This window comes from Rhodococcus sp. 05-340-2 (assembly GCF_002258915.1).
GTDB lineage: Bacteria > Actinomycetota > Actinomycetes > Mycobacteriales > Mycobacteriaceae > Rhodococcoides.
The window spans coordinates 205,530-227,787 of the sequence record NZ_NOYU01000006.1 but is presented as its reverse complement, the minus strand read 5'-3'; the positions used below and the strand labels follow the sequence as shown (position 1 = coordinate 227,787).

Annotated in this window: 22 protein-coding genes; 12 read left to right on the top strand and 10 right to left on the bottom strand. The window is 66.6% G+C overall.

Annotated features, from left to right (window positions below):
* Positions 1-204: 204 nt before the first annotated feature.
* On the bottom strand, positions 205-765 hold the full coding sequence (locus CH271_RS02510) for a gluconokinase (RefSeq protein ID WP_037190692.1): 561 nt from the start codon (positions 763-765) through the stop codon (positions 205-207).
* 80 nt (positions 766-845) lie between these two features.
* On the opposite strand from CH271_RS02510, the gene CH271_RS02505 reads away from it, so the two are divergent.
* Both CH271_RS02505 and otsB read left to right on the top strand, forming a co-directional pair.
* Complete coding sequence (locus CH271_RS02505) at positions 846-1,589, top strand: FadR/GntR family transcriptional regulator (protein ID WP_037190693.1); 744 nt, start codon at positions 846-848, stop codon at positions 1,587-1,589.
* 59 nt (positions 1,590-1,648) lie between these two features.
* The gene (gene otsB / locus CH271_RS02500; protein ID WP_094632540.1) at positions 1,649-4,201 is read left to right on the top strand and encodes a trehalose-phosphatase; all 2,553 of its coding nucleotides are present in this window, start codon (positions 1,649-1,651) and stop codon (positions 4,199-4,201) included.
* A gap of 222 nt (positions 4,202-4,423) precedes the next feature.
* Here otsB and CH271_RS02495 read toward each other — a convergent pair whose 3' ends face one another.
* Entirely contained in the window at positions 4,424-5,530 is a 1,107-nt protein-coding gene (locus tag CH271_RS02495; RefSeq protein ID WP_037195065.1) for a LacI family DNA-binding transcriptional regulator, read from the bottom strand.
* A gap of 141 nt (positions 5,531-5,671) precedes the next feature.
* Between CH271_RS02495 and CH271_RS02490 the strand changes: the two genes are divergently transcribed.
* Genes CH271_RS02490 through CH271_RS02465 form a run of 6 tightly spaced genes read left to right on the top strand, consistent with a single transcriptional unit; the run spans position 5,672 to position 10,667 of the window.
* Complete coding sequence (locus CH271_RS02490) at positions 5,672-6,691, top strand: metal ABC transporter solute-binding protein, Zn/Mn family (protein WP_094632538.1); 1,020 nt, start codon at positions 5,672-5,674, stop codon at positions 6,689-6,691.
* A gap of 48 nt (positions 6,692-6,739) precedes the next feature.
* Positions 6,740-7,573, top strand: a complete 834-nt coding sequence (locus CH271_RS02485) for a metal ABC transporter ATP-binding protein (protein ID WP_094632536.1) — start codon at positions 6,740-6,742, stop codon at positions 7,571-7,573.
* Positions 7,570-8,448 carry a metal ABC transporter permease gene (locus tag CH271_RS02480; RefSeq protein WP_037195063.1) on the top strand — a complete coding sequence of 293 codons (879 nt, stop codon included), beginning with the start codon at positions 7,570-7,572 and terminating at the stop codon, positions 8,446-8,448. Before CH271_RS02485 ends, CH271_RS02480 begins: the two co-directional genes overlap by 4 nt.
* 10 nt (positions 8,449-8,458) lie before the next feature.
* Positions 8,459-9,214 (top strand): LamB/YcsF family protein, encoded by a 756-nt coding sequence (locus tag CH271_RS02475; RefSeq protein ID WP_373454612.1) that lies wholly within the window; start codon positions 8,459-8,461, stop codon positions 9,212-9,214.
* Positions 9,214-9,816, top strand: a complete 603-nt coding sequence (pxpB, locus tag CH271_RS02470) for a 5-oxoprolinase subunit PxpB (RefSeq protein WP_094632532.1) — start codon at positions 9,214-9,216, stop codon at positions 9,814-9,816. Before CH271_RS02475 ends, pxpB begins: the two co-directional genes overlap by 1 nt.
* The gene (locus CH271_RS02465) at positions 9,813-10,667 is read left to right on the top strand and encodes a biotin-dependent carboxyltransferase family protein (protein WP_094632530.1); all 855 of its coding nucleotides are present in this window, start codon (positions 9,813-9,815) and stop codon (positions 10,665-10,667) included. Before pxpB ends, CH271_RS02465 begins: the two co-directional genes overlap by 4 nt.
* On the opposite strand, the gene CH271_RS02460 is transcribed toward CH271_RS02465, so the two are convergent.
* Together CH271_RS02460 and shiA are read right to left on the bottom strand one after the other, a co-directional pair.
* The gene (locus tag CH271_RS02460; RefSeq protein WP_094632528.1) at positions 10,657-11,493 is read right to left on the bottom strand and encodes a shikimate dehydrogenase family protein; all 837 of its coding nucleotides are present in this window, start codon (positions 11,491-11,493) and stop codon (positions 10,657-10,659) included. The genes CH271_RS02465 and CH271_RS02460 overlap by 11 nt on opposite strands.
* On the bottom strand, positions 11,490-12,857 hold the full coding sequence (shiA, locus tag CH271_RS02455) for a shikimate transporter (RefSeq protein ID WP_094632526.1): 1,368 nt from the start codon (positions 12,855-12,857) through the stop codon (positions 11,490-11,492). The genes CH271_RS02460 and shiA overlap by 4 nt, the downstream gene beginning before the upstream one ends.
* Positions 12,858-13,001: 144 nt before the next feature.
* On the opposite strand from shiA, the gene CH271_RS02450 reads away from it, so the two are divergent.
* Complete coding sequence (locus tag CH271_RS02450) at positions 13,002-13,775, top strand: IclR family transcriptional regulator domain-containing protein (protein WP_052065957.1); 774 nt, start codon at positions 13,002-13,004, stop codon at positions 13,773-13,775.
* Between the two features lie 3 nt (positions 13,776-13,778).
* Here the strand turns inward: CH271_RS02450 and rlmB are convergent, their stop codons facing one another.
* The 5 genes from rlmB to CH271_RS02425 are packed head-to-tail and all read right to left on the bottom strand — an operon-like array spanning position 13,779 to position 17,829.
* Positions 13,779-14,762, bottom strand: coding sequence for a 23S rRNA (guanosine(2251)-2'-O)-methyltransferase RlmB (gene rlmB, locus CH271_RS02445; RefSeq protein WP_037195058.1), 984 nt, complete (start codon positions 14,760-14,762; stop codon positions 13,779-13,781).
* Positions 14,762-16,177, bottom strand: coding sequence for a cysteine--tRNA ligase (gene cysS, locus CH271_RS02440; protein ID WP_094632524.1), 1,416 nt, complete (start codon positions 16,175-16,177; stop codon positions 14,762-14,764). The genes rlmB and cysS overlap by 1 nt, the downstream gene beginning before the upstream one ends.
* A 23-nt stretch (positions 16,178-16,200) precedes the next feature.
* On the bottom strand, positions 16,201-16,665 hold the full coding sequence (gene ispF, locus CH271_RS02435; RefSeq protein ID WP_037195056.1) for a 2-C-methyl-D-erythritol 2,4-cyclodiphosphate synthase: 465 nt from the start codon (positions 16,663-16,665) through the stop codon (positions 16,201-16,203).
* On the bottom strand, positions 16,662-17,339 hold the full coding sequence (ispD, locus tag CH271_RS02430) for a 2-C-methyl-D-erythritol 4-phosphate cytidylyltransferase (protein ID WP_094632522.1): 678 nt from the start codon (positions 17,337-17,339) through the stop codon (positions 16,662-16,664). The genes ispF and ispD overlap by 4 nt, the downstream gene beginning before the upstream one ends.
* Position 17,340: 1 nt before the next feature.
* On the bottom strand, positions 17,341-17,829 hold the full coding sequence (locus CH271_RS02425; RefSeq protein ID WP_027494344.1) for a CarD family transcriptional regulator: 489 nt from the start codon (positions 17,827-17,829) through the stop codon (positions 17,341-17,343).
* A gap of 288 nt (positions 17,830-18,117) precedes the next feature.
* Between CH271_RS02425 and CH271_RS02420 the strand changes: the two genes are divergently transcribed.
* From CH271_RS02420 to disA, 3 genes are all read left to right on the top strand, one after another.
* Positions 18,118-18,726 (top strand): hypothetical protein, encoded by a 609-nt coding sequence (locus CH271_RS02420; RefSeq protein ID WP_037195054.1) that lies wholly within the window; start codon positions 18,118-18,120, stop codon positions 18,724-18,726.
* Between the two features lie 43 nt (positions 18,727-18,769).
* Positions 18,770-20,167 (top strand): DNA repair protein RadA, encoded by a 1,398-nt coding sequence (radA, locus tag CH271_RS02415; protein WP_032397194.1) that lies wholly within the window; start codon positions 18,770-18,772, stop codon positions 20,165-20,167.
* A gap of 124 nt (positions 20,168-20,291) precedes the next feature.
* Positions 20,292-21,377 carry a DNA integrity scanning diadenylate cyclase DisA gene (gene disA / locus CH271_RS02410; protein WP_037195049.1) on the top strand — a complete coding sequence of 362 codons (1,086 nt, stop codon included), beginning with the start codon at positions 20,292-20,294 and terminating at the stop codon, positions 21,375-21,377.
* Here the strand turns inward: disA and CH271_RS02405 are convergent.
* Positions 21,374-22,246 carry an SCO6745 family protein gene (locus CH271_RS02405; RefSeq protein WP_094632520.1) on the bottom strand — a complete coding sequence of 291 codons (873 nt, stop codon included), beginning with the start codon at positions 22,244-22,246 and terminating at the stop codon, positions 21,374-21,376. The genes disA and CH271_RS02405 overlap by 4 nt on opposite strands.
* Positions 22,247-22,258: the final 12 nt, after the last annotated feature.

The following is a 22,258-nucleotide window of genomic DNA, read 5'->3' as shown; positions in this document are numbered from 1 at the left end:
ATGGACCATTGCACCGCCGAGACGTGTGCACAGTGCCATTGACGCGGTGCGGTCTGCCCGGATCGGCCCGGATCAGCCGGGGTCAATGGACCATTGCACCGTCGAGACGTGTGCAATGGTCCATTCACGCGTCCGGGCGGGGTGAACCTGACAAGGCGGCCGATGGCAGTCGCTGCGGGGCGACCTGTGCCCCAGTCGGTCTTCTCAATGACTTTCCGACATTCCCGCCCGCTTCTCGAGTTCGAGCAGAATCTGCTCGGCGATCTTGGTCGGGGGTGGACCGATGTCGACGACGATGGAGTTCTCGTCCTCACCCAGTGGCTCCAGGGTCGAGATCTGCGTATCGAGCAGCGAGGACGGCATGAAGTGGTCCATCCGAGCGTTGAGCCGACCGCTGATCCGATCCTTGGTTCCGGCCAGATGCACGAAGATCACCTCCGAGCCCTCCCTCGACCCAGCAGCGAGCACGTCCCGATACGTCCGCTTGAGTGCCGAACACGTCACGATTCCCGATCGGCCCGTGGTGGTGTGATCGGTGATCCACTCGGCGATGATGTCGAGCCACGGCCACCGGTCCTCGTCGGTCAACGGCTGACCCGACGCCATCTTCGCCACGTTGGCGTCCGGATGCAGGTCGTCGCCCTCTTGCAGGTCCCATTTCAATGCTCCGGCGAGGATGCCCGCCACCGTGGATTTACCCGATCCGGACACTCCCATCACCACGAGAACCGGATGATGTGCTCTGCCTGTCGTCTGTGCTGCCATCCCTCGATACTGCTCCATCACGCCCGCGCGGATCGGACAGACGCGAGAAACCGGGCGACCCGTGGGACGATCGACCGGACATGAGCGAGACCAGCGACTTCCGCCAGCTTCACGATTCGGTGCTCGACGAGCTCGGTCGCGACATCGTCAGCGGCGCGATCCCGAGCGGGACCCGGATCTCGGCCGACGACGTCGCCGTGCGGTTCACCGTGTCACGGACAGTGGTCCGGGAAGTGGTCCGCGTCCTGGAATCGCTTGGGTTGCTCACTGTGCGTCGACGCGTGGGGATCACCGTGCAGGGCTCGCAGAACTGGAACTCCCTGGACCCGGTGGTCATCCGCTGGCAACTGGCCGGGCCCGCCCGCGCCGAGCAGTTGCTGTTGCTCAGCGAGTTACGTTCGGGCATCGAGCCTTTGGCAGCCAAGCTCGCCGCGCATCGAGCAACGCCCGAGCAATGCGGCGCGCTGACGGCCGCCGTCATCGGAATGTCGTCGACGTCCCGGGCCGCGGACTCCGACGCCTACCTCGAACACGACAGCAATTTCCATCGCACGTTGCTCGCGGCGTCGGGCAACCCGATGTTGCGGTCGATGTCCGACATCGTGGTGGAGGTGCTCGCCGGCCGCACCCGCCACGCCCTGATGTCGCGGCAGGCCGACCCGGAGGCGATCCGACTGCACGGCGTCGTTGCGTCGTCGATCCAATCCGGCGACGCAGACGGCGCGCAGCGAGCCATGTTGGCCATCGTCACCAAGTCCGCGGCCTCGATGTCGGCGGCCTCCGGTGTGACTCCGTCGCCCGGTCTGGTCCCCGACCAGCAGTGATGCGTCGAGCGCACAAAGCCAGGTACGCCGAGGCGGGGTTCATCGCCTAGATTCGACGGGTGACTGCTCTCGAATTGCCGCTCGAACTTCGCCGCGCACTCGTCGGAGTAGCTCGGACTCCGCGTCTGCTCGTCGCGTCCGATTACGACGGCACCATGGCACCGATCGTCTCCGACCCACAGAAGGCCTTCCCTCACCCCGAGTCGGTCAGCGCCATGCGCGGGCTCGCTTCCCTGGCCGGCACCAACGCTGCCGTCATCTCCGGACGTGCCCTCCGCGATCTCGCGATCCTCTCCCGGCTGCCGTCCGAGGTACAGCTGGTGGGCAGCCACGGCAGTGAGTTCGACGCCGGATTCATCAACGCCATCGACGAGAACGCCAAGAAGCTCCTCACCGTCATCACCGGCGAACTCCAGGACATCGCCGACGCCCATCCCGGCGTCAGCATCGAGACCAAGCCGGCCAGCGTCGCGCTGCACGTCCGCAACGCCGAGACCGCCGCCGGTGACGAAGCGCTCGCAGCAGTGCGATCCGGCGCGGCCGCACGGGACGGCGTTCAGGTCACCGAGGGCAAGTCCGTCATCGAGCTGGCAGTCATCGTCACCGACAAGGGCGTCGCCCTCGACATTCTTCGGCACCAGGAAGCCGCCACTGCCGCAGTCTTTTTCGGTGACGACGTCACCGACGAGAAGGCCTTCGGACACCTGCACGGGCCGGACATCGGCGTCAAGATCGGACCGGGAGACACCCTCGCGGAGTTCCGCATCGACAGCACCGAGCACGTTGCGCTCGCCCTGGCATTCCTACTCGAAGAGCGCCGGCAGTGGCTTTCGGGAGCCGACGCCCCGCGCATCGAACGACTGACGATGCTCGCCAGCCCCAATGCCGTTGCGCTGCTGACCCCCGACGCCGACGTCACCTGGCTGTGTCACCCCGAGCCCGATTCCGCAGCCGTGTTCGCGCACCTGCTCGGCGGCGATCAGGCCGGCCACTTCAGCGTCGGCCCCACCCGCGCATCACTTCCACTGAGTCAGCAGTACGTGGACGGCACGATGACGGTGCAGACCAAGTGGGCCAGCCTGCAGGTCACCGATTACCTGCCGCACGACATCGGCCAGGGCCAGACCGCGCTGACGCGAGTCATCACCGGCAAGGCAACCGCTGTGGTGACCTTCGCACCGCGTCCGGAATTCGGAAAGGCATGGGCCTCGATCGAACCCGATGTCGACGGCCTGCGCATCGTCGGTACGGCAGATCCGATGGTGCTGCGCAGCCCCGGCGTCACCTGGAACATCGTCTCCGACGGATCTCAGCAGACGGCACACGCGGAGGTCGATCCGTCCGACGGACCGATCGTTCTCGAATTGCGGCTCGGCACAAACGATCTGAGTCAGCACCCATGGGACGAGGTGGAGCGTCGCCGCGCATCGGAGGCGTACTGGAAGGACTGGGCCGACGGCCTGAACCTGCCTCCACTCAAGCGCGATCTGATGAAGCGATCCGCACTGACCCTTCGCGGACTCGTACACGCCGAGTCCGGCTCGATCATGGCCGCGGCCACCACGTCACTGCCCGAGGACATCGGCGGAGTCCGTAACTGGGACTACCGCTACTGCTGGCTGCGCGACGCCGCACTCACCGCAGCCGCGCTGGTCGACGTCGGATCGACGGCCGAGGCCGAGAACTACCTCTCCTGGATTCACGGGGTACTCGAGTCGGTCTCCGGCCCCGAGCGTCTGCACCCGCTCTACACCATCTGGGGTCTCGGACTTCCGCCCGAGGCCGTCATCGACGAGCTGCCCGGCTACGCCGGCTCGCGTCCGGTGCGCGTGGGAAATGCTGCCAATCAACAGGTTCAGCTCGACGTCTTCGGCCCCATCGTCGAACTGGTGTCCGCTCTCGCCCACGCACGCAAGGCGAAGGGGTCCGAGAACGGTCTCTCCGACGACGACTGGGAACTCGTCCGCGCCATGGTCGAAGCCGTCGAACGTCGCTGGTTCGAGCCCGACCACGGCATCTGGGAGATCCGCGACAACCCCCGTCATCACGTCTACTCCAAGGTGATGGGCTGGATCACCGTCGATCGCGCCATCCGTCTGGCCGAAACCTTCGGTCGCACAACAGAACCCGCCTGGGCGGCTCTGCGCGAGACCATCCGCGAGGAAGTGCTCGCCAACGGCTGGAACGAGGAAGTGCAGTCCTTCACCGCCGCCTACGACGGCACCGACCTCGACGCCGCGACGTTGTTCATCGGACTGTCCGGACTGATCGACCCGGCGGATCCACGCTTCGCTGCCACCGTCACTGCCACCGAAGCCGAACTACGCAGCGGCTCCACCGTCTACCGCTACCGCCACGACGACGGACTCCCCGGCGGCGAGGGCGGCTTCCATCTCTGCGCGGCCTGGCTCGTGGAGGCATACCTCCTGGTGGGACAACGCGCCGAAGCCGAAGCACTGTTCGCTCAACTCGTCAGTGCCGCAGGCCCCACCGGACTGCTCAGTGAGGAATACGACCCCATCGCCGAACGATCGCTCGGCAACCATCCGCAGGCCTACAGTCACCTGGGTCTGCTGCGTTGCGCGAGATTGCTCAGCGCTCAGCCTGCCTGACCCCGCCCGCGGTCCGGCTCCGGCTCCGCGTCAATGGACCACTGCATACGTCTGAGCCCTGCAATGGTTCATTCACCCACTGGGGTCTGCTGCGTGAATGGCACATTGCATACGTCTGAGCCGTGCAGTGGTCCATTGACGCGAACGGGGCGGGCGGGGCGAAGGGGCGGGCGCGCGAACGGGGCGCGGGCGCGGAAGGGGCAAGCGGGCGGGCGGCTCAGCTCAGGCGATAGCGGGCGGCTGTTTCGGCGGCGGTCCTGCGGTTCGGCCGCGGAAGAGTTCGGTCGGCAGGGTTTCGGCGGCGACGATGCCCGAGTGCGAGGACGAGAGCACCAGTTTGCCTGCTCGACGGCCTTTTTCTTCGGCGTCCTGGCGCACGGTGGTGAGGTTCTCGCGGATGGCGTCGGAGATGCCGTCGAATCCGGTGACCGAGAGTTGGCCCGGCACATCGATTCCGGAGACCCTCGCGAAGTTGAGTGCGCCGAGAGCGATGACGTCGGTGGTGCAGAGCAGGGCGGTGGTTTCGCGGTTCGCCTGGAGTGCTTGGGCGGCCGCGGAGTGTCCGGAGCGGACGGTGTGGTCGAAGCGTTCGACGACGGTGAGGATGTCGGGGTCGAGTCCGGCATCGATCATGGCTGCTTGGACGCCGGCGATGCGTTCGCGTTGGACGTGGAAGTGGCTGTCCGCCAACCGTCCCGGGGGTACGACGCCATCGCGGCGGTCGCGTCCGAGCCTCATACACAGCACCGCGAGGTGCTCGTGCCCCTGCGAGATCAGATGTGCGGCAAGCATTTTCATCGCGCCACGGTCGTCGATGGCGACGAGGGCCGCTTCGGGGATATTGCGGGGTTGGTCGCAGACGACGATCGGTAGGTGGCGTTCGCGAACGGCCGCGAGGTAGGGGTCGTCGTCGGCGACGGAGTAGACGACGAAGCCGTCGACTCCTGCTTGTTGGACGACGGCTGCGGCTTGCACGTCGTCGCGTTCGGCTCCGGCGGGGATGAGCAGTAGGCCCTGCCCGGCGGCTTCGCAGGATTCGGCGAGTCCGGCGAGGAAGCTCATCGCGGCCGGGTCGCGGAAGGAGTAGCTCAGAGCTTCGGTGAGGAGCAGTCCGATGGCCCCGGCTTTGCGGGTGCGCAGCGATCGCGCGACGGGGTCGGGGCCTGCGTATCCGCGACGCTTGGCGGCTTGGAGGACGCGTTCGCGGAGTTCAGGAGAGAGCTGATCGGGTCGGTTGTAGGCGTTCGAGACGGTGGTGCGAGATACCTTCAGTTCGGCAGCGATCGACGCCAACGTCGCCTGACGTCGCGGTTCGCTTGACCTGACCATAACCGGGACGTTAGTCCCACTACTCACCGCGAAGAAACTCGAGGTCGCCTTCGTCCGATTCGAACAAAGGCCCGTCGAACGCTAGAGTACAACGGTAACGGTTTCCATTAGCGTCAAGCCTTGCCCTTCAGGAGTACATCGATGTCGTCCATCCGTCGCGCGTCCCGGACCAAACTCACGGCCGCACTCGGCCTGACCTGCGCCGCAGCCCTCACGCTCAGCGCATGCAGCTCCACCGACTCCGCGAGCATCGAGTCCGCCCCGGCCTCCCCTGTCGACGGACCGATCACGATCGTCGCGTCCACCAACGTCTGGGGAAGCGTCGCCGAAGCGGTGGCAGGCGATCTGGCGACAGTGACCTCGCTCATCTCCGATCCCTCCGCGGACCCGCACTCCTACGAGGCGAGCCCCGCCGACGCAGCCGCCGTCGCCGAGGCGTCGCTCGTGGTCTACAACGGCGGCGGCTACGACCAGTTCATCGAGGACATCCTCGGTTCCGAGGGCAAGGACGTGCCGTCGGTCGATGCCTTCACGCTGCTGGACGAGAGCCACGATCACGACTCCGAGCCCGCCTCCGGCGAAGCGACGCCGGAAGCAGAGGCAACGGACGGTGACGGCCATTCACACGGCGAGGTCAACGAACACGTCTGGTACCACGCCGAGGTGGCAGCGCACACCGCCGAGGAGATCGCCGACAAGCTCGGTCAGCTCGATCCCGACAACGCTGCGCAGTACACCGCCAACGCCGAGACCTTCCACGAGCAGGTGCACGGCATCACCGACGTGACGGCGAAGATCGCCGCCGACCACCCGAACGCACCGGTTGCGCAGACCGAGCCGATCGCGCACTACCTCATCGAGGAGTCCGAGCTCGACGATCGCACCCCCGAGGATTTCAAGAACTCCATCGAGGAGGGCAACGACCCGTCTCCGGCATCGATCGCTGCGACGCGTGATCTGTTCACCTCGAAGTCAGTCCGCGCGCTGGTCTACAACATTCAGACCGAAGATGCTGTGACGCAGGATATTCGCTCCACCAGCGAAGCCGCGGGCATCCCCGTCGTCGAGGTCACCGAAACTCTGCCCGCCGGGATGACGTACATCGAGTGGCAGACCAAGGCGGCAACGGATCTGCAGGCCGCCCTCGCAACCGCCCCTTGAGCCGATCCGACTCCTGATCTCGGACCTGCTGATGGAAAGCTGTAGTACATGCCTGCTGTAGAACTGCGCGATGCCGGACTGGCGTTCGGCGAGCGCACGCTGTGGCAGAACCTGGATCTGGCGGTCGAGAAGGGCGAGTTCGTCGCCGTTCTCGGCCCCAACGGGTCGGGCAAGACGTCTCTGCTCAAGGTGCTGCTCGGCCAGAATCACCTCACGTCCGGCACAGCCGCGATCGACGGCCGTCCCGTCCGTCGCGGCCAGTCGGGCGTCGGCTACGTGCCCCAGCAACGCAACATAGACGACGATCTCCCCCTGCGTGGACGCGATCTCGTCGGCCTCGGCTGGGACGGCCACAAATGGGGCATGGGCCTGCGCGGCATCCGGCAGCGCAAGGAGACGGTGCAGCGCGCGATCGATCAGGTCGACGCCAACTCCTTCGCGGGCGCACCCGTCGGCTCGATGTCCGGCGGTGAGCAGCAGCGACTGCGCATCGCCCAGGCACTCGTCGGCGATCCGTCGGTGTTGCTGTGCGACGAGCCTCTGCTCAGCCTCGACCTCGCCAACCAATCACTCGTCTCGAGCCTCATCGATCGCCGACGGCGTGAGCACGACACGGCAGTGCTGTTCGTGACGCACGAGATCAACCCGATCCTGCCGCTCGTCGACCGCATCGTCTACATCGTCGACGGCCGGTTCCGCATCGGAACTCCCGAGGAGGTCATGACCACCGAGGTGCTCTCCGAGCTGTACGGCACCGAGGTCGAGGTCCTGAAGGTTCGCGGCCGGCTCGTCGTGGTCGGAACCGGCGACTCGATCGATGCGCTCGGCTCGGCAGGCGCACACCACCCACCCGTGCCGCACGACAGAGAAGACAAGGCATGAACGAGAAAGTTCTCGACGCATTCTCGAAGATGCTCGACTTCGACACCACAGCCAATCTGCTGACCTACGACTTCGTCCAGCAGGCGCTGCTCGCCGCCGCGATCCTCGGATTGCTCGCCGGTGCACTCGGTCCGCTGATCGTCAGCCGCCAGTGGGCGTTCGCGGTGCACGGATCGAGTGAACTCTCGCTCACCGGTGCGTCCGCCGCACTGCTCGTCGGCATCACCGTCGGCCTCGGAGCCATCGTGGGGTCCGTGGTCGCGGCGGTGATGTTCGCCCTGCTCGGAAGCAAGGCCCGCGACCGCGACTCGGTCATCGGCGTCATCATGTCCTTCGGCCTCGGCCTGTCAGTGTTGTTCATCTGGCTCTACCCCGGCCGAACCGGAACCAGCTTCTCGCTGCTCATCGGCCAGATCGTCGGCGTCGGGCAGAGCGGCATCCAGTTGCTGCTGGTGTGCGCGGTCCTGGTGTTGATCGTCCTCACCGTGGTCTATCGGCCGCTGCTGTTCGCCAGCACCGACCCCGAGGTGGCGCTGGCCCGCGGCGTCCCCGTGCGCGCACTCTCGGTCGTGTTCGCCGTGCTCGTCGGTGTCGCGTGTGCGCTCGGCGTGCAGATCGTCGGAGCCCTGCTGGTGCTCTCGCTGCTCATCACCCCGGCCGCAGCCGCCGCGCGGGTGACGGCCAGCCCGCTCAAGGCGACACTGCTGTCCATCCTCTTCGCCGAGATCGCCGCCGTCGGAGGCATCCTGCTCTCCCTCGCCCCCGGTCTGCCGGTCTCGACGTTCGTCACCACCATCTCCTTCGTCATCTATCTCGTCTGCCGCGGCATCGGGGCAACCCGCAAGGCGAACTCCGGACGGCTCGTCGCCGCCTAGGATGTCGAGGGTGTCCATCGATCTCAATGCCGATCTCGGCGAAAGCTACGGCGCATGGACTCTCGGCGACGATCACGCCATGCTGACCGTGGTCTCGAGCGCCAACGTCGCGTGCGGCTTTCACGCCGGAGATCCCACCACCCTGTTGCGGACGTGCCGCGCGGCTGCGGAAAGAGCCGTGCGAATCGGAGCGCAGGTGGGCTATCACGACCTCGCCGGGTTCGGCCGACGCTTTCTGGACGTCTCCCCCGCCGACCTCACCGCCGACGTGATCTATCAGATCGGCGCACTCGACGGCCTCGCTCGAGCCTCCGGTTCGGCCGTCGCCTACGTCAAACCGCACGGCGCGCTCTACAACGCGATCGTGCACCACCGCGGCCAGGCCAAGGCCGTGGTCGACGCCGTTCTCGCCTACGACCCCACGCTGCCGGTGCTCGGCCTGCCCGGTTCGGTGTTCCTCGAGGAAGCCGAACGAGCCGGACTACGCACCGTCGCAGAGGCTTTCGCCGACCGCGCGTACACCCCGCAGGGAACGCTGGTGTCCCGCTCGGAACCCGGTGCCGTGCTGTCCGATCCCGACGCCGTCGCCCGGCGTGTGTTGACCATGATCACCGACGGCACGACCCTGGCTGTCGACGGCTCGCGCATCGATGTCGCGGCCGAGTCGATCTGCCTGCACGGCGACTCCCCGGGGGCGGTCGCGATGGCAACGGCCGTATCGGAACTGCTGCGCAGCAACGGCATCGCCGTGACAGCCTTCGTCTGATGCGCATTGTGCCTGCGGGCGAGAACGCAGTACTCGTCGAGTTCGACGGGCTGGACGAGACGATGGCGTATTACCGTGCGCTTTCGCTGAACACACCGGCAGGCGTCGTCGATCTGGTTCCCGCCGCTCGCACCGTACTGGTGATGTTCGACGGGCCGAAGCAGCCGGTACTGGATTGGATCTCGGCCACCGAACCCGCAGTCACCGCGGTCGACGACCGGTCCGACACCGTGACCATCTCGGTGGTCTACGACGGCGAAGACCTCGACGAGGTTGCGCGCCTGACCGGCCTGTCCACCACCGAAGTCGTTGCCGCACATACCGGCCAAGCGTGGACCGTTGCGTTCGGCGGCTTCGCGCCCGGCTTCGGCTATCTCGTCGGCACCGACATGCGGCTGCACGTTCCGCGGCGCACGTCACCGCGCACCAGCGTTCCGGCCGGTTCGGTGGGGCTGGCAGGTGAGTTCTCGGGCATCTATCCGCGCTCCTCCCCTGGCGGCTGGCAGCTGATAGGACGCACCGACGCGCCACTGTGGAACCTCGACCGCGATCCCCCCGCGCTGCTGCGACCCGGCACTGTCGTCCGATTCGAGCAGGCATGAGAGCCGTGACCGTTCTGCAGACGGGACCACTGTGCACCGTGCAGGATCGCGGTCGCCCGGGCTATGCGTCGATCGGAGTCGGCTGCTCGGGTGCCGCGGACCGGCATTCACACGATGCCGCGAACCGATTGGTGGGCAACAACTCCGACGCCGCGACCCTGGAGGTGACCTTCGGTGGCCTGAAACTACGCGCCGAGTTCGACGCCGTCGTGGCCGTCACCGGGGCACACGTGATCTGCCGCGTGGACGGTGCCGTGCAGGGATTGCATTCGACGCTCGTGGTCCGAGCCGGACAGGAACTGGAATTGTCCACGCCGACATGGGGTCTGCGTAGCTACGTCGCCGTGCGGGGCGGGATCGACGTTCCCACCGTCCTCGGCAGTCGGTCGACGGACACGATGTCCGGCCTCGGGCCCGCAGCACTCTCCCCCGGCACCGTATTGGCCGTCGGCGACGACAGTGGCCGTTGGCCCGCAGCGGAGTTCGTACCGCCGCCATCGATCCGAGCCGCATTGCATGTCACATTCGGGCCGCGCGAGAACTGGTTCACCGAGCGCGCCCGATCGCTTCTGCTCGAACAGTCGTGGACCGTCACGCAGGATTCGGATCGCGTCGGCATCAGGCTGGACGGTGCCGAGCCCCTGGACCGAGCCGTCGACAGCGAATTGGCCAGCGAAGGAATGGTTCTCGGCGCTCTGCAGGTTCCGCCGTCGGGGCAGCCGGTGCTGTTTCTCGCCGACCACCCCGTCACGGGCGGCTATCCGGTGATCGCCGTCGTCACTGCAGTGGACGTGTCCGCCGCTGCGCAGCTCACCCCCGGAACACCGATACGGTTTCGCGCTATCGGTTGATTCCGGCCGCAGCCGGGCAGATCTCCCGAATGCTGCGCCCCAGTGCATCGGACATGCGATCGGGTAGTCCGAGCGGGCGAACCATGGCGTCGGCCTGATGGAACAGGTGCGTCCATCCGTCGATGAGTTCGATTCCGCAGTCCGCTGCATAGGACTCGGCGGCATTGCGCGTGTCGGCATAAACGAAGTCGTACACCGTGGCCCCCGCCGCCAGTTCGCCTGCTCCCCAGGCGAGCTGATCCTCCGAGCCGTCGCGGCCGATCGGCGTCGCGTTGATCACCAGGTCGTAGGAGTCCAGATCCGCTGCCCGATCCGACCAGTCGACAACCGAGGCCGATCCGTCGTACCCGTCGAGCTCGGCGACGAGTCCTGCCGCCGAGCGCCTGTCGACGTCCGAGACCACCAGTCTGTCGATGCGGCCCTGCAACGCGAAGGCGGCGGCATGCGCGGCTCCACCGGCTCCGAGCAGAAGTGCCGAGCCGAAGGTGCGTCCCGAGGTGGCCGCTCGAACCGCCGCGATGTCGGTGTTCATGGCGAACAGGGCTCCCGCACGCAGGAACAGCAGGTTGGCCACCCCCGAGATCGATACATCCGGGTCGACCTCGTCGGCAACCGTTGCAGCCCAGTGCTTCCAGGGCATCGTCACGTTCGCAGCATCGGTACGGCCGCCCCGCAGGGCATTCTCGACATCGGGGAGGTCGGCGACGTCGGCGACCTCCCAGGCGTCGTAGCGGGAAGGCACGTCGGCTATCTCGAACGCACGCGTCCACAGCGCGGGTGACATCGCGGTGGACGCGTGCGAACCGACCAGGGTCAGCGAGGTCATACCGACTTCGAGACACGCTCTGCAACAACGGCTTCTGCTGCGTGGGCGGCCTGATCGGAGATGGAGGTGACATCGGAGGAGCCCATGTTCTTCATCAGTGCCGCGACCACGGCCGAGATGATGCACCCCAGGGCCAGGTACGCCGCGACGTAATGCCAGGAGCCGTCGTTCCAGCTGACCAGCGCTGCTGCGATGAACGGGGTGAAGCCACCGGCGATCGCGCTGGCGACCTGATAGCCCACACCTGCTCCGCTGTAGCGCAGTTCGGGGCCGAACATCTCGGTGAACAGGGGCTGCTGCACCGAGACCACCATGTCGTGCGAGACGTTGACCAGGATGACGGCGAGGATCACGATGGCGACCACCGAGGCTGCCTGCAGGGAGAGGAAGAACGGTACGGCTGCCAGTGCGCCGACGACGGCACCGGTGACGAAGATCGGCTTGCGGCCGAAGCGGTCGGCGATCGCGGCGTAGGTCGGGATGCTCAGGATGCCGATGGCACCGACCAGCAGCGCGACGTTGAGCATGAACTGACGCTCGTAGCCCAGTTCGTTGACGGTGTAGCTCAGGGCGAACGTGGTGACGATGTACATGGTGAACAGCTCTGCCATGCGCAGCGCGATGATCTTGAGGAACGAGCCGGGGTGCTCGGTGATCGCCTGGATGACCGGCAGCTTCTTCTTCTCGCCGCTCTCCTCGACTGCCTGCTCGAACACGGGTGATTCCTCGACACCGGATCGGATCCACAGGCCGAACAGCACGAGCACCGCGCTGGCCAGGAACGGGACGCGCCAGCCCCAGCTGGTGAATGCGTCGTCGCTGAGCAGGTTGCTCATGATGGTGACCGCGCCGGTGGCGAGGATGAGACCGACGGAGTAGCCGACCTGGACGCCACTGCTGTAGAACGCCTTCTTCTTCGCCGGCGCGCTCTCGACGGCCATCAGAGATGCTCCGCCCCATTCGCCGCCGACGGCGAAGCCCTGGATCGCACGCAGCAGCACCAGCAGCAGCGGCGCGAACCAGCCGATCGACTCGAAGTTGGGAACCAGGCCGATCAACGCGGTTGCGACGCCCATCAACAGCATCGTCCAGATCAGCATGCGCTTGCGTCCGAGACGGTCGCCGTAGTGCCCGAAGAAGATGCCGCCCAGAGGACGGAAGAGGAAGCCGACGCCGAACGTGGCGAACGCCGCCATCACGCCGACTGCGGGCGAGACGCTGGGAAAGAACTGGGAGTTGAACACCAGCGCGGCGATGATGCCGTACAGCAGGAAGTCGTACCACTCGACCACGGCACCGACGAAGCTGCCGATGGCAGCCTTCCGTGCTCTGGATCCGTCCGCGACTGCGACGTCAACGTTCACTTGTCGGCCCTTCGATTTTGTGCGTATAGCGCACAGTTGTTTGTTATTCGCACAACTGTAGCCAGATGCGGCCGTTGTGGTCAAGACCACAAGCGGTGGACGGTGTGATGCAGCGCGAACACTACGATGAGGCAGACTCGAACCATGACGGCCGAGATCGCACCCGACGACCAACGCCCCACCTGGTTCGTGCAGTCACTCGAACGCGGCCTGAGCGTGCTCCAGTGCTTCGACGACGCGCATCCGGCCCGCACGCTCACCGAGGTCGCCGAGGCCGTCGGAGTCACCAGAGCCACGGCCCGCCGACTGTTGCTGACCCTGGCAGAGCTGGGATTCGTCCGTCAGGACGGCCGTCAGTTCACCCTCACCCCACGAGTGATGAATCTGGGCTTCTCGTTCCTGTCCGGAATGGACCTGCCGCGCCTGGCCGAACCCCACATCGAAGCGCTGGCACGACAATTGGGCGAAACGACCTCGGTGGCCATCCTCGACGGGTTCGACATCGTCTATGTCGCGCGCGTTCCGTCGTCGCGGATGTTGCGGGTCGTCATCACGCTGGGCACTCGGTTCCCCGCGCACGCAACATCATCGGGTCGAGTGCTGCTCGCAGCCCTCCCCGAGAGCGAACTCGAACGCTATTTCGCCGACGCCCCCATCGAAGCCCTGACCCCGCGCACACTGGTCGATCGAGACGCACTGCGCGCCGAGATCACTCGGGTGCGCAGCGCAGGATGGTCCGAGGTCGTCGATGAACTCGACGTCGGAATGCGTGCTGCGGCAGTGCCTTTGCGTAACAGCAACGGCACCGTCGTGGCAGCACTGAACACGTCACTGCACGCGAGGAACTACACCCCGACCGACATGATCGATACCGTCGTCCCGGCGATGCACGACACCGCCGCCCGTATCAGAACCTAGGGTCTACCCGCGGCGTTGCCGCGCGATGTCGGCCAACACGACGCCCGCAGCCACGGAGGCATTGAGCGACTCGACCGGCCCGGCCATCGGGATCGACAGGATGTGATCGCAGGTCTCGCTGACCAGACGCGAGAGGCCCTTGCCCTCGGATCCGACGACGATGACGACCGGACCCTTACCGTCGAAGGTGTCGAGTTCGGTGTCGCCACCGGCATCGAGGCCGACGACGGTGACTCCCTTGGACTGCCAATCCTTGAGCGTACGAGTGAGATTCACTGCTCGCGCGATGGGCAGGCGAGCTGCGGCACCGGCACTGGTTCGCCACGCCACTGCGGACACGCTCGCACTGCGCCGCTGCGGGATCACGACGCCATGGCCGCCGAAGGCAGCGACCGATCGCACGACGGCACCGAGGTTGCGTGGGTCGGTGATGTTGTCGAGCGCGACGAGCAACGCGGGTTCCTGATGCGTGCGCGCGTTCGAGATCAGATCGTCGGGGTGCGCGTAGCGGTACGGCGGCACCTGCAGGGCCAGGCCCTGGTGCAGTCCGTTGGCGCTGAGCTTGTCCAGATCCGACCGGGGAACTTCGAGGATGGAGATCCGTGCATCGCCTGCGCGCTGCACGGCTTCCTTGAGCCGATCGTCACTGTCGGTACCGACGGCGACCCACAGTGCGGTGGCGGGCACGCCTGCACGCAGGCACTCGACGACCGGGTTGCGACCGAGCACCACCTCGGGACCGTCTTCGGCCTTGCGTCCTGCCGGTCGTCCGCCCGCGCGGCCGCCGGTGGTGGCACCGCGATTCTGCGCGGACTTCTCGGCGAGCTTGGCCCGACGCGCGGCGGGGTGCTTGGTGCGCTCGGAGGCGGGAGGCGTCGCGCCGCGGCCCTCGAGGCCCTTACGACGTTTGCCTCCGGAACCGGCGACCTGCCCCTTCTTGGTGCCGTCCTTGCGGATCGCGCCGCGCCTACTCGAATTGCCTGCCATCACAAACCTGCTTCGTCGGTCTTGCTCGTACCCAGCGACCATTCCGGCCCGTTGGGTGTATCTGTCACGTCGACTCCGGCCTTGGCCAGTCGTGTCCGTATGTCGTCTGCGGCGGCCCAGTCCTTGGTCGCCTTCGCCGTTGCTCGACGCTCCAGCTCGGCCTCGACCAGAACGCCGAGAGCGCCGAGAGCTGCTGCGTCGGAACCACTGTCACTGATCCAGTGCGGATCGAGCGGGTCGACACCGAGGATGTCCAGCATCGCCCGCACACTGCCTGCGTACTCCACCGCAGCCGGTAGGTCACCGGACTCGAGCGCGGTGTTGCCGAGGGTGACGGTGGCGTGAATCTCGGCCAACGCCTTGGGAACTCCGAGGTCGTCGTCGAGAGCCTCGGCGAATCCTGTGGTCCACTTGCCCATCGGTACGTCGCCGGCACGTTCGACGGCTCGTCGGACGAACCCTTCGATGCCCCGGTACGTCACGGCTGCGGTCTCGAGCGCGGCGTCGGAGTATTCCAGCATCGAGCGATAGTGCGCGCCACCGAGGTAGAACCGAAGTTCTTGCGGCCGAACCTTTTTGAGCACATTTGGTACCGACAGGACGTTGCCGAGCGACTTCGACATCTTCTCGCCGCCCATCGTCACCCAGCCGTTGTGCAGCCAGTACCGCGAGAAGCCGTCACCGGCCCCCATCGACTGGGCTCGCTCGTTCTCGTGATGCGGAAACACCAGATCGAGCCCACCGCAATGGATGTCGAAATCCGAACCGAGGTAGTTCTCTGCCATCGCCGAGCATTCGAGGTGCCAACCGGGCCGACCGGGGCCCCACGGCGTCGGCCACGACGGCTCGCCGGGCTTGGCACCCTTCCACAGCGTGAAATCGCGGGGATCGCGCTTGCCCTCGGCGACGCTCTCGCCCTGGTGCACGTCGTCGAGCTTGTGACCGGACAGCGCGCCGTAGCTCGGGAAGCTCTGCACGTCGAAGTAGACGTCGCCGCACTCGTCGGCGTAGGCGTGGCCGCGTTCGATCAGGCGCTCGATCATCCGGACCATCTGCGTGATGTGGCCGGTGGCGCGTGGCTCGGCCGATGGCGGAAGTACCCCGAGTCGGTCGTACGCCCAGGTGAAGGATCGCTCGTAGGTAGCAGCCCACTCCCACCACGGACGGCCCGCCTCGCGCGCCTTGTTGAGGATCTTGTCGTCGATGTCGGTGACGTTGCGGACGAAGGCGACGTCGTAATCGTGCGCCAGCAACCAGCGGCGTAGTACGTCGAACGCGACGCCGCTGCGCACGTGACCGATGTGTGGTTCGCCCTGCACCGTCGCCCCACACAGGTACACCGATACATGGCCAGGGACCAAGGGGGTGAATTCCCGCAGGGCCCTCGTCTCGGTGTCGTGTAGGTGAAGGGTCACGACCAGCAATGCTACCGGTGGTTTTACCTCGCCATGACAAGTGCGGTCGCGATGGCCGCGATTCCTTCACCGCGACCGGTCAGCCCGAGGCCGTCCGTGGTGGTCGCAGACACCGACACCGGCGCACCGAGCACCCGCGAGAGAACTTCCTGGGCCTCGACGCGGCGCGGTCCGATCTTGGGCCTGTTGCCGATGATCTGCACCGCGGCGTTACCGATCGAGAATCCATCCGCGTCGAGCAGCCGCTTGACCTCGGTCAACATGGCGGCTCCGCTGACCCCGTCCCATTCCGGTCGCCCCGTCCCGAACACCGATCCGAGATCGCCGAGACCTGCCGCGGACAGCAACGCGTCGCACAGAGCGTGGGAGGCGACGTCACCGTCGGAGTGTCCCTCGAGCCCGTCCGCGTCCTCGAAGAGCAATCCGGCCAGCCAACAGGGCCGACCGGGGGCGATGGGATGCACGTCGGTACCGATGCCGACTCTCATGACTCGCCTCTCGTCAGGGCCTCGGCCAGTAGCAGGTCGTGTGGCGTGGTGATCTTGAACGCGAGTGCATCGCCGACGATGGAGTGCACCGTCTCGCCGATGCGCTCGACGAGGCCCGCGTCGTCGGTGGAGATATCGGAGGTCGCGTCGTAGGCGCGTCGCAGGACGTCGGCGTCGAAGCCCTGCGGGGTCTGTACCGAGCGCAGACTCGCGCGGTCGGGGGTACCGACAACCGCACCCATGATGTCGACTTCCTTGATGGTGTCGACGACAGGGAGAACCGGGATGACGGCCGAGCGTCCGGCTCGTACCTCGGCCACGACGCGGGCGATCAGCGTCGGTGGGGTGAGTGCGCGGGCGGCGTCGTGGACGAGTACGACGGTTGCGTCGCCGACCTCAGCGAGACCGGCACGCACCGAATCGGTGCGCTCGAGCCCTCCGGCCACCACCGTGACGTCGTTGTCGACATGACGGCGGGCCGCGTCGAGCAACTCGGCCGGCACTATGACGACGATGCGATCGACGGCACCCGAGGCCCGGAGACCGTCGACGGACCGTTTCAGAAGAGAGTCGGTACCCAGACAGACGAATGCCTTCGGCTCGTCGTGTCCGAGCCGAAGGCCTTTGCCTGCAGCGGGTACCAGGGCGACCACGTCGCCGGCGGTACCGTCCACTCTAGGAAGCGGTAGCGAGAACTTCGTCGAGCATGGTGTCGGCCTTGGCCTGGTCGGTTCCTTCGGCCAGTGCCAACTCGCCGACCAGAATCTGCCGTGCCTTGGCGAGCATGCGCTTCTCGCCTGCCGACAGTCCGCGGTCCTGCTCACGTCGCCAGAGATCGCGGACGACCTCGGCAACCTTGTTCACGTCACCGGAAGCAAGCTTCTCCAGGTTGGCCTTGTACCGACGCGACCAGTTGGTGGGCTCTTCGGTGTGCGGCGCGCGAAGCACCTGAAAGACTTTGTCGAGACCTTCTTGCCCGACGACGTCGCGAACGCCTACGTACTCTGCATTGTCCGCGGGAACTCGAACGGTGAGGTCGCCTTGCGCGACCTTGAGAACCAAGTACTCTCTCGGTTCACCCTTGATGGTGCGTGTCTCTATCGCTTCGATCAGCGCCGCTCCGTGATGGGGGTAAACGACGGTGTCTCCGACCTTGAAAATCATGTGACAAGTGCCCCTTTCGATTTACCCAGAATACCACGGCTCATATCAACGGTGCAGGTCAGGGGCATAGTGGTGCCGAATCAGGGGTTGACACAGACGGATCGACGTGTATCCGGGGCCACATTTTCACGTGCGCCGTTCCGCGGCCGCCGCTCCTGACAGGCACCCTCACCTGGCGTCATCGGGCCGCCGGCAGACCCCACGAGCGGCCGGTGGACGAGAACTACTACTCTGCCTAGTGGACGAGATGGACCGAGCCGGCCCGGCACCACATGGAGGACGACCGAAGTGACTGCAATCGACGCTGCGACACCGCTTGGCCGCCATCGCAGGACGGCCGCCGCCCTCGCTCTTCTCGCTGGTGGCGCGTTCGCCCTCACCGCGTGCGGCGCAGGTCAGATCTCCCAGACGGCCACTCAGGTCGCTGCCGTCAACGGCAACTCCGCCGACGTCGGGGACATCCAGCTGCGCAACGTGCACGTGGTGTACCCCACTTCCGAGGAATACAGCATCACCTCCGGCGGCACCGTCGAGCTGGGCTTCACGGCCATCAACTCCAACACGAGCGTGGCCGACGAGCTGACCGGCATCTCCTCCCCCGAGGCTCGGGTCACCATCGTCGACGAAGCGGAAGCGGGCAGCAACGAGATCGCTCCGCTGACCGCGCTCGGCGCAGGTTCGCCCGCGGACGTTCAGCTCGACGATCCGCTGCTGCCGATCCAGCTGATCAAGGTCGAGATGGCCGACATCTCCGAGAACGTTCGACCGGGCCTGACGCTGCCGGTCACCTTCGAGTTCGCGAACGCGGGCGAGGTCGTCGTCAACGTTCCGGTCGATGCCGGTATCGAGCTCGAGCGCGACCCGTCCGCGGTGACCGAGCACAGCGAAGGCGAATAACCGCCGCCCCGATCCTGTCGGTGCCCATCGTTAGGCTGCCGGCGTGGTCAAACTGAAGTCGAGCTACCGCTGCTCCGCGTGCCGTCACTCGGTCTCGAAATGGGTCGGTCGCTGTCCCGAATGCGGTGACTGGGGCTCGATGGACGAGGTCCAGGCCACTGCCGCTCCCCTTGCGACCCGCGCAGGCGCATCGGCTCTGCGTTCGGGCGGCGGGGCCATGATTCCCACCACGCCGGCCGCAGCTCTGACGACCATCAGCAGTGCCACTTCGCAGGCCAACACCACCGGGATCGACGAGTTCGATCGCGTTCTCGGTGGTGGCCTCGTCCCCGGTTCGGTCGTGCTCCTGGCCGGCGAGCCCGGAGTCGGCAAGTCGACGCTGCTGCTCGAGGTGGTGCATCGGTGGGCCCGCTCGGCACCCGATCGCCGTGCGCTCTACGTCACGGGTGAGGAATCGGCGGGTCAGGTGCGGTTGCGCGCCGATCGCACCGGCGCGGTACACGAGCGTGTCTTCCTCGCCGCGGAGTCAGACCTCGCCACCGTCTTCGGCCACGTGGAGCAGGTCGAGCCGAGCCTGCTGATCGTCGATTCCGTGCAGACGATGCTCGCCGCGGACGTCGACGGCGTCATCGGCGGCGTCACCCAGGTTCGCGCCATCACGAGCGCGTTGACCACGCTGGCCAAGACCACCGGGGTTGCGGTACTGCTCGTCGGGCACGTCACCAAGGAAGGCGCGGTGGCCGGTCCGCGGTCGCTCGAGCATCTCGTCGACGTGGTGCTCAACTTCGAGGGCGACAAGCACTCGACTCTGCGGATGATCCGCGGCGTCAAGAACCGGTTCGGCGCATCCGACGAGGTCGGCTGCTTCGAGCTACGCGAAACCGGGATCGTCGGCATCAGCGATCCGTCCGGGTTGTTCCTGCACCATCGGGGCGACGCCGTGCCGGGAACAGCCGTCACCGTCACGATGGACGGCAAACGACCCCTGTTGGCCGAGCTGCAGGCACTGATCGTCGACACCGCGATGCCGTCGCCCCGGCGCGCGGTCAGCGGTCTCGATCACGCCCGCGTGGCGATGATCCTGGCCGTGCTGGAACGCCGCTGCGGAGTCAAGGTGTCCAAGGCGGAGGTCTACGCCGCGACGGTCGGCGGGATGCGCACCAGCGAACCGTCCGCCGATCTCGCGCTCGCTGCGGCGGTGGCATCGGCGGTCCGCGATCAACCACTCCCCCCGGGCATGGTCATTCTGGGCGAAGTGGGTCTGGCCGGCGAGGTACGCCGAGTGGCCGGGCTGGGTCGCCGTCTCGCCGAGGCCGCCCGATTGGGGTTCAACTACGCCATCGTCCCGGAGGACGCCGGACCCATTCCGGACGGCATCAAGGTCAAGACCGTCACCAACGTCGGCGAGGCATTGACCTACACGCGTATGCGACCCGTATGACACCGGGAAGTATTCTTTGTCGGGCCGCCCGCATGCGGCAGCGCAGTACTCTTTATCCGCACGGGACATACCCACCGCACGAGCAGACACTCGGCCGCGCTTGAACGACACGAGGGGGTTGGCCATGGAGGGCACCACACCGTCCCCAGCGTTGCGCGAGACCATTGCCCGGCTCGCACCGGGAACCGCCCTGCGGGACGGCCTCGAACGAATTCTGCGCGGCCGCACCGGCGGGTTGATCGTCCTCGGCTACGACGAGGAAGTCGAAGCGATCTGCGACGGCGGTTTCGAGCTCGATGTCGAATTCGCGCCCACCAGGCTTCGCGAACTGTCGAAAATGGATGGCGCAGTGGTGCTTTCGACCGACGGCAAGCGCATCGTCCGATCCAACGTCCAGCTGGTCCCCGACCACAAGATTCCCACCGTCGAGTCCGGTACCCGGCACCGCGCCGCCGAACGAACAGCAATGCAGACCGGTTATCCCGTTGTCTCCGTGAGCCAATCGATGAGCATCGTCAGCGTGTACATCGGCGGCATCAGACACGTCGTCGAGGGCTCGGCCACCATCCTCTCGCGCGCCAATCAGGCCGTCGCGACCCTCGAGCGCTACAAGGCCCGTCTCGACGACAACACGAGGCAGCTCTCGGTGGTCGAGATCGAGGACTTCGTGACCCTGCGCGACGCCCTGACCGTCGCGCAGCGGCTCGAGATGGTGCGGCGGGTGTCGGTGGAGATCGAGCAGAACGTCCTCGAACTCGGCACCGACGGCCGCCAGCTCGCTCTTCAGCTCGAAGAGTTGTTGGGCGACAACGACGTCGATCGCCAACTGATCGTGCGCGACTACCTCGCCGGCAACGAACCGTCGAGCACCACCGGGGTCGAGAAGGCGCTCGCCGCACTGGACAAGCTGACCGATGTCGATCTACTGGACTTGACGACGCTGGCCCGCGCGTTCGGCTATCCCGCGACCATCGAGGCCCTCGACACCCCGATGAGCCCTCGCGGGTACCGAGTACTCACCCGAGTTCCGAGGTTGCAGTTCAGCCAGATTCACCGACTCGTCGGCGCGTTCGGCACCCTGCAGGGGCTGCTCGCGGCCACCGCAGCCGACCTGCAGTCCGTCGACGGTATCGGTGGCCTGTGGGCTCGCCACATCCGCGAGGGCCTCTCCAGACTGGCCGAGGCCTCGATCTCGGGTCCGTACGACTAGGACGCCTTCTTCGTCCCCGGCAGGAAGCCTGCGTCGATCACGGCCTTGACGTACGGCCGGGCGCTGGTGATCAACTGCTCGGCGTCCTCGACGTTCTTCCATACGGCCGAGGCCATGATGTCGGTGCGATCCTCGATGTGCTGATCGAGCGCGGCGCCGTCATCGGTCAATCTCTCGCCCTCGGCAGAGATGGTGATCAGCCCTCGGGCAGCGAGTCGCTCTGCAGCAGAACCCCATTCGCTCTCGGACCACTGCCTGGTCAGCTGCGTGATGCGCTTGCCGAGCGCCCGACGGCCGGGCTGCGGGGTCGTGCGGTCGGCCTCGTGGAAGACGGCGGCTTCCGTCGGGTCGAGTTCTGCGTCGATCAAAGCGGCGAGGTGTCCGTCGCCGCGCCATTCGCGAAGGACGGTGATCGAGTGCCACAGGGCGAGATGCGGCGTCTCGGGTCGAGCGGCGGAGTGCCATGCGGCCGCGAGCGGTCGGCCCGCGAACGAGGCGGTGTCGCCGATGTCGCCCAGACGGCCTGCCAACGTGGCCAAAGCAGGGTCGGCCGCCAAGGAGCCGAGAGCCGTTCCGAGAACGGAGTCGAGCAGGGCCCATCGACGATCGGACACCGTCTCCAGGCCGACGGCCACGGCAGCAGGCCACGCACGCTCGATCAGTACCGGATTGAAGTTGTAGAACGCAGCGGCGACGACACTCGGCGCGCACGGTCCCATCGGGGCCGCCCGAGCTCCGACGTACCAGGCGTGACCGTCGAGGCCGGTGTCCTCGTATGCCGCACCCAGTTCGGGGTTGAAGTACGCGGTGACGTGAAAGGGTTCGAGCGTCTTGTAGGCGGAGCGAGCGAGAGCTGTCGAAGTGGTCATGACATTCGACCG

Excerpts from the sequence above, each read along its gene's own strand:
- CH271_RS02495 (WP_037195065.1), bottom strand. The coding sequence starts at position 5,530 with ATGGTCAGGTCAAGCGAACCGCGACGTCAGGCGACGTTGGCGTCGATC.
- CH271_RS02450 (WP_052065957.1), top strand. The coding sequence starts at position 13,002 with ATGACGGCCGAGATCGCACCCGACGACCAACGCCCCACCTGGTTCGTG.
- pxpB (WP_094632532.1), top strand. The coding sequence starts at position 9,214 with ATGCGCATTGTGCCTGCGGGCGAGAACGCAGTACTCGTCGAGTTCGAC.
- CH271_RS02460 (WP_094632528.1), bottom strand. The coding sequence starts at position 11,493 with ATGACCTCGCTGACCCTGGTCGGTTCGCACGCGTCCACCGCGATGTCA.
- CH271_RS02425 (WP_027494344.1), bottom strand. The coding sequence starts at position 17,829 with ATGATTTTCAAGGTCGGAGACACCGTCGTTTACCCCCATCACGGAGCG.
- disA (WP_037195049.1), top strand. The coding sequence starts at position 20,292 with ATGGAGGGCACCACACCGTCCCCAGCGTTGCGCGAGACCATTGCCCGG.
- rlmB (WP_037195058.1), bottom strand. The coding sequence starts at position 14,762 with ATGGCAGGCAATTCGAGTAGGCGCGGCGCGATCCGCAAGGACGGCACC.
- ispF (WP_037195056.1), bottom strand. The coding sequence starts at position 16,665 with ATGAGAGTCGGCATCGGTACCGACGTGCATCCCATCGCCCCCGGTCGG.
- CH271_RS02485 (WP_094632536.1), top strand. The coding sequence starts at position 6,740 with ATGCCTGCTGTAGAACTGCGCGATGCCGGACTGGCGTTCGGCGAGCGC.
- CH271_RS02510 (WP_037190692.1), bottom strand. The coding sequence starts at position 765 with ATGGCAGCACAGACGACAGGCAGAGCACATCATCCGGTTCTCGTGGTG.
- CH271_RS02490 (WP_094632538.1), top strand. The coding sequence starts at position 5,672 with ATGTCGTCCATCCGTCGCGCGTCCCGGACCAAACTCACGGCCGCACTC.
- CH271_RS02405 (WP_094632520.1), bottom strand. The coding sequence starts at position 22,246 with ATGACCACTTCGACAGCTCTCGCTCGCTCCGCCTACAAGACGCTCGAA.
- CH271_RS02465 (WP_094632530.1), top strand. The coding sequence starts at position 9,813 with ATGAGAGCCGTGACCGTTCTGCAGACGGGACCACTGTGCACCGTGCAG.
- CH271_RS02480 (WP_037195063.1), top strand. The coding sequence starts at position 7,570 with ATGAACGAGAAAGTTCTCGACGCATTCTCGAAGATGCTCGACTTCGAC.
- CH271_RS02505 (WP_037190693.1), top strand. The coding sequence starts at position 846 with ATGAGCGAGACCAGCGACTTCCGCCAGCTTCACGATTCGGTGCTCGAC.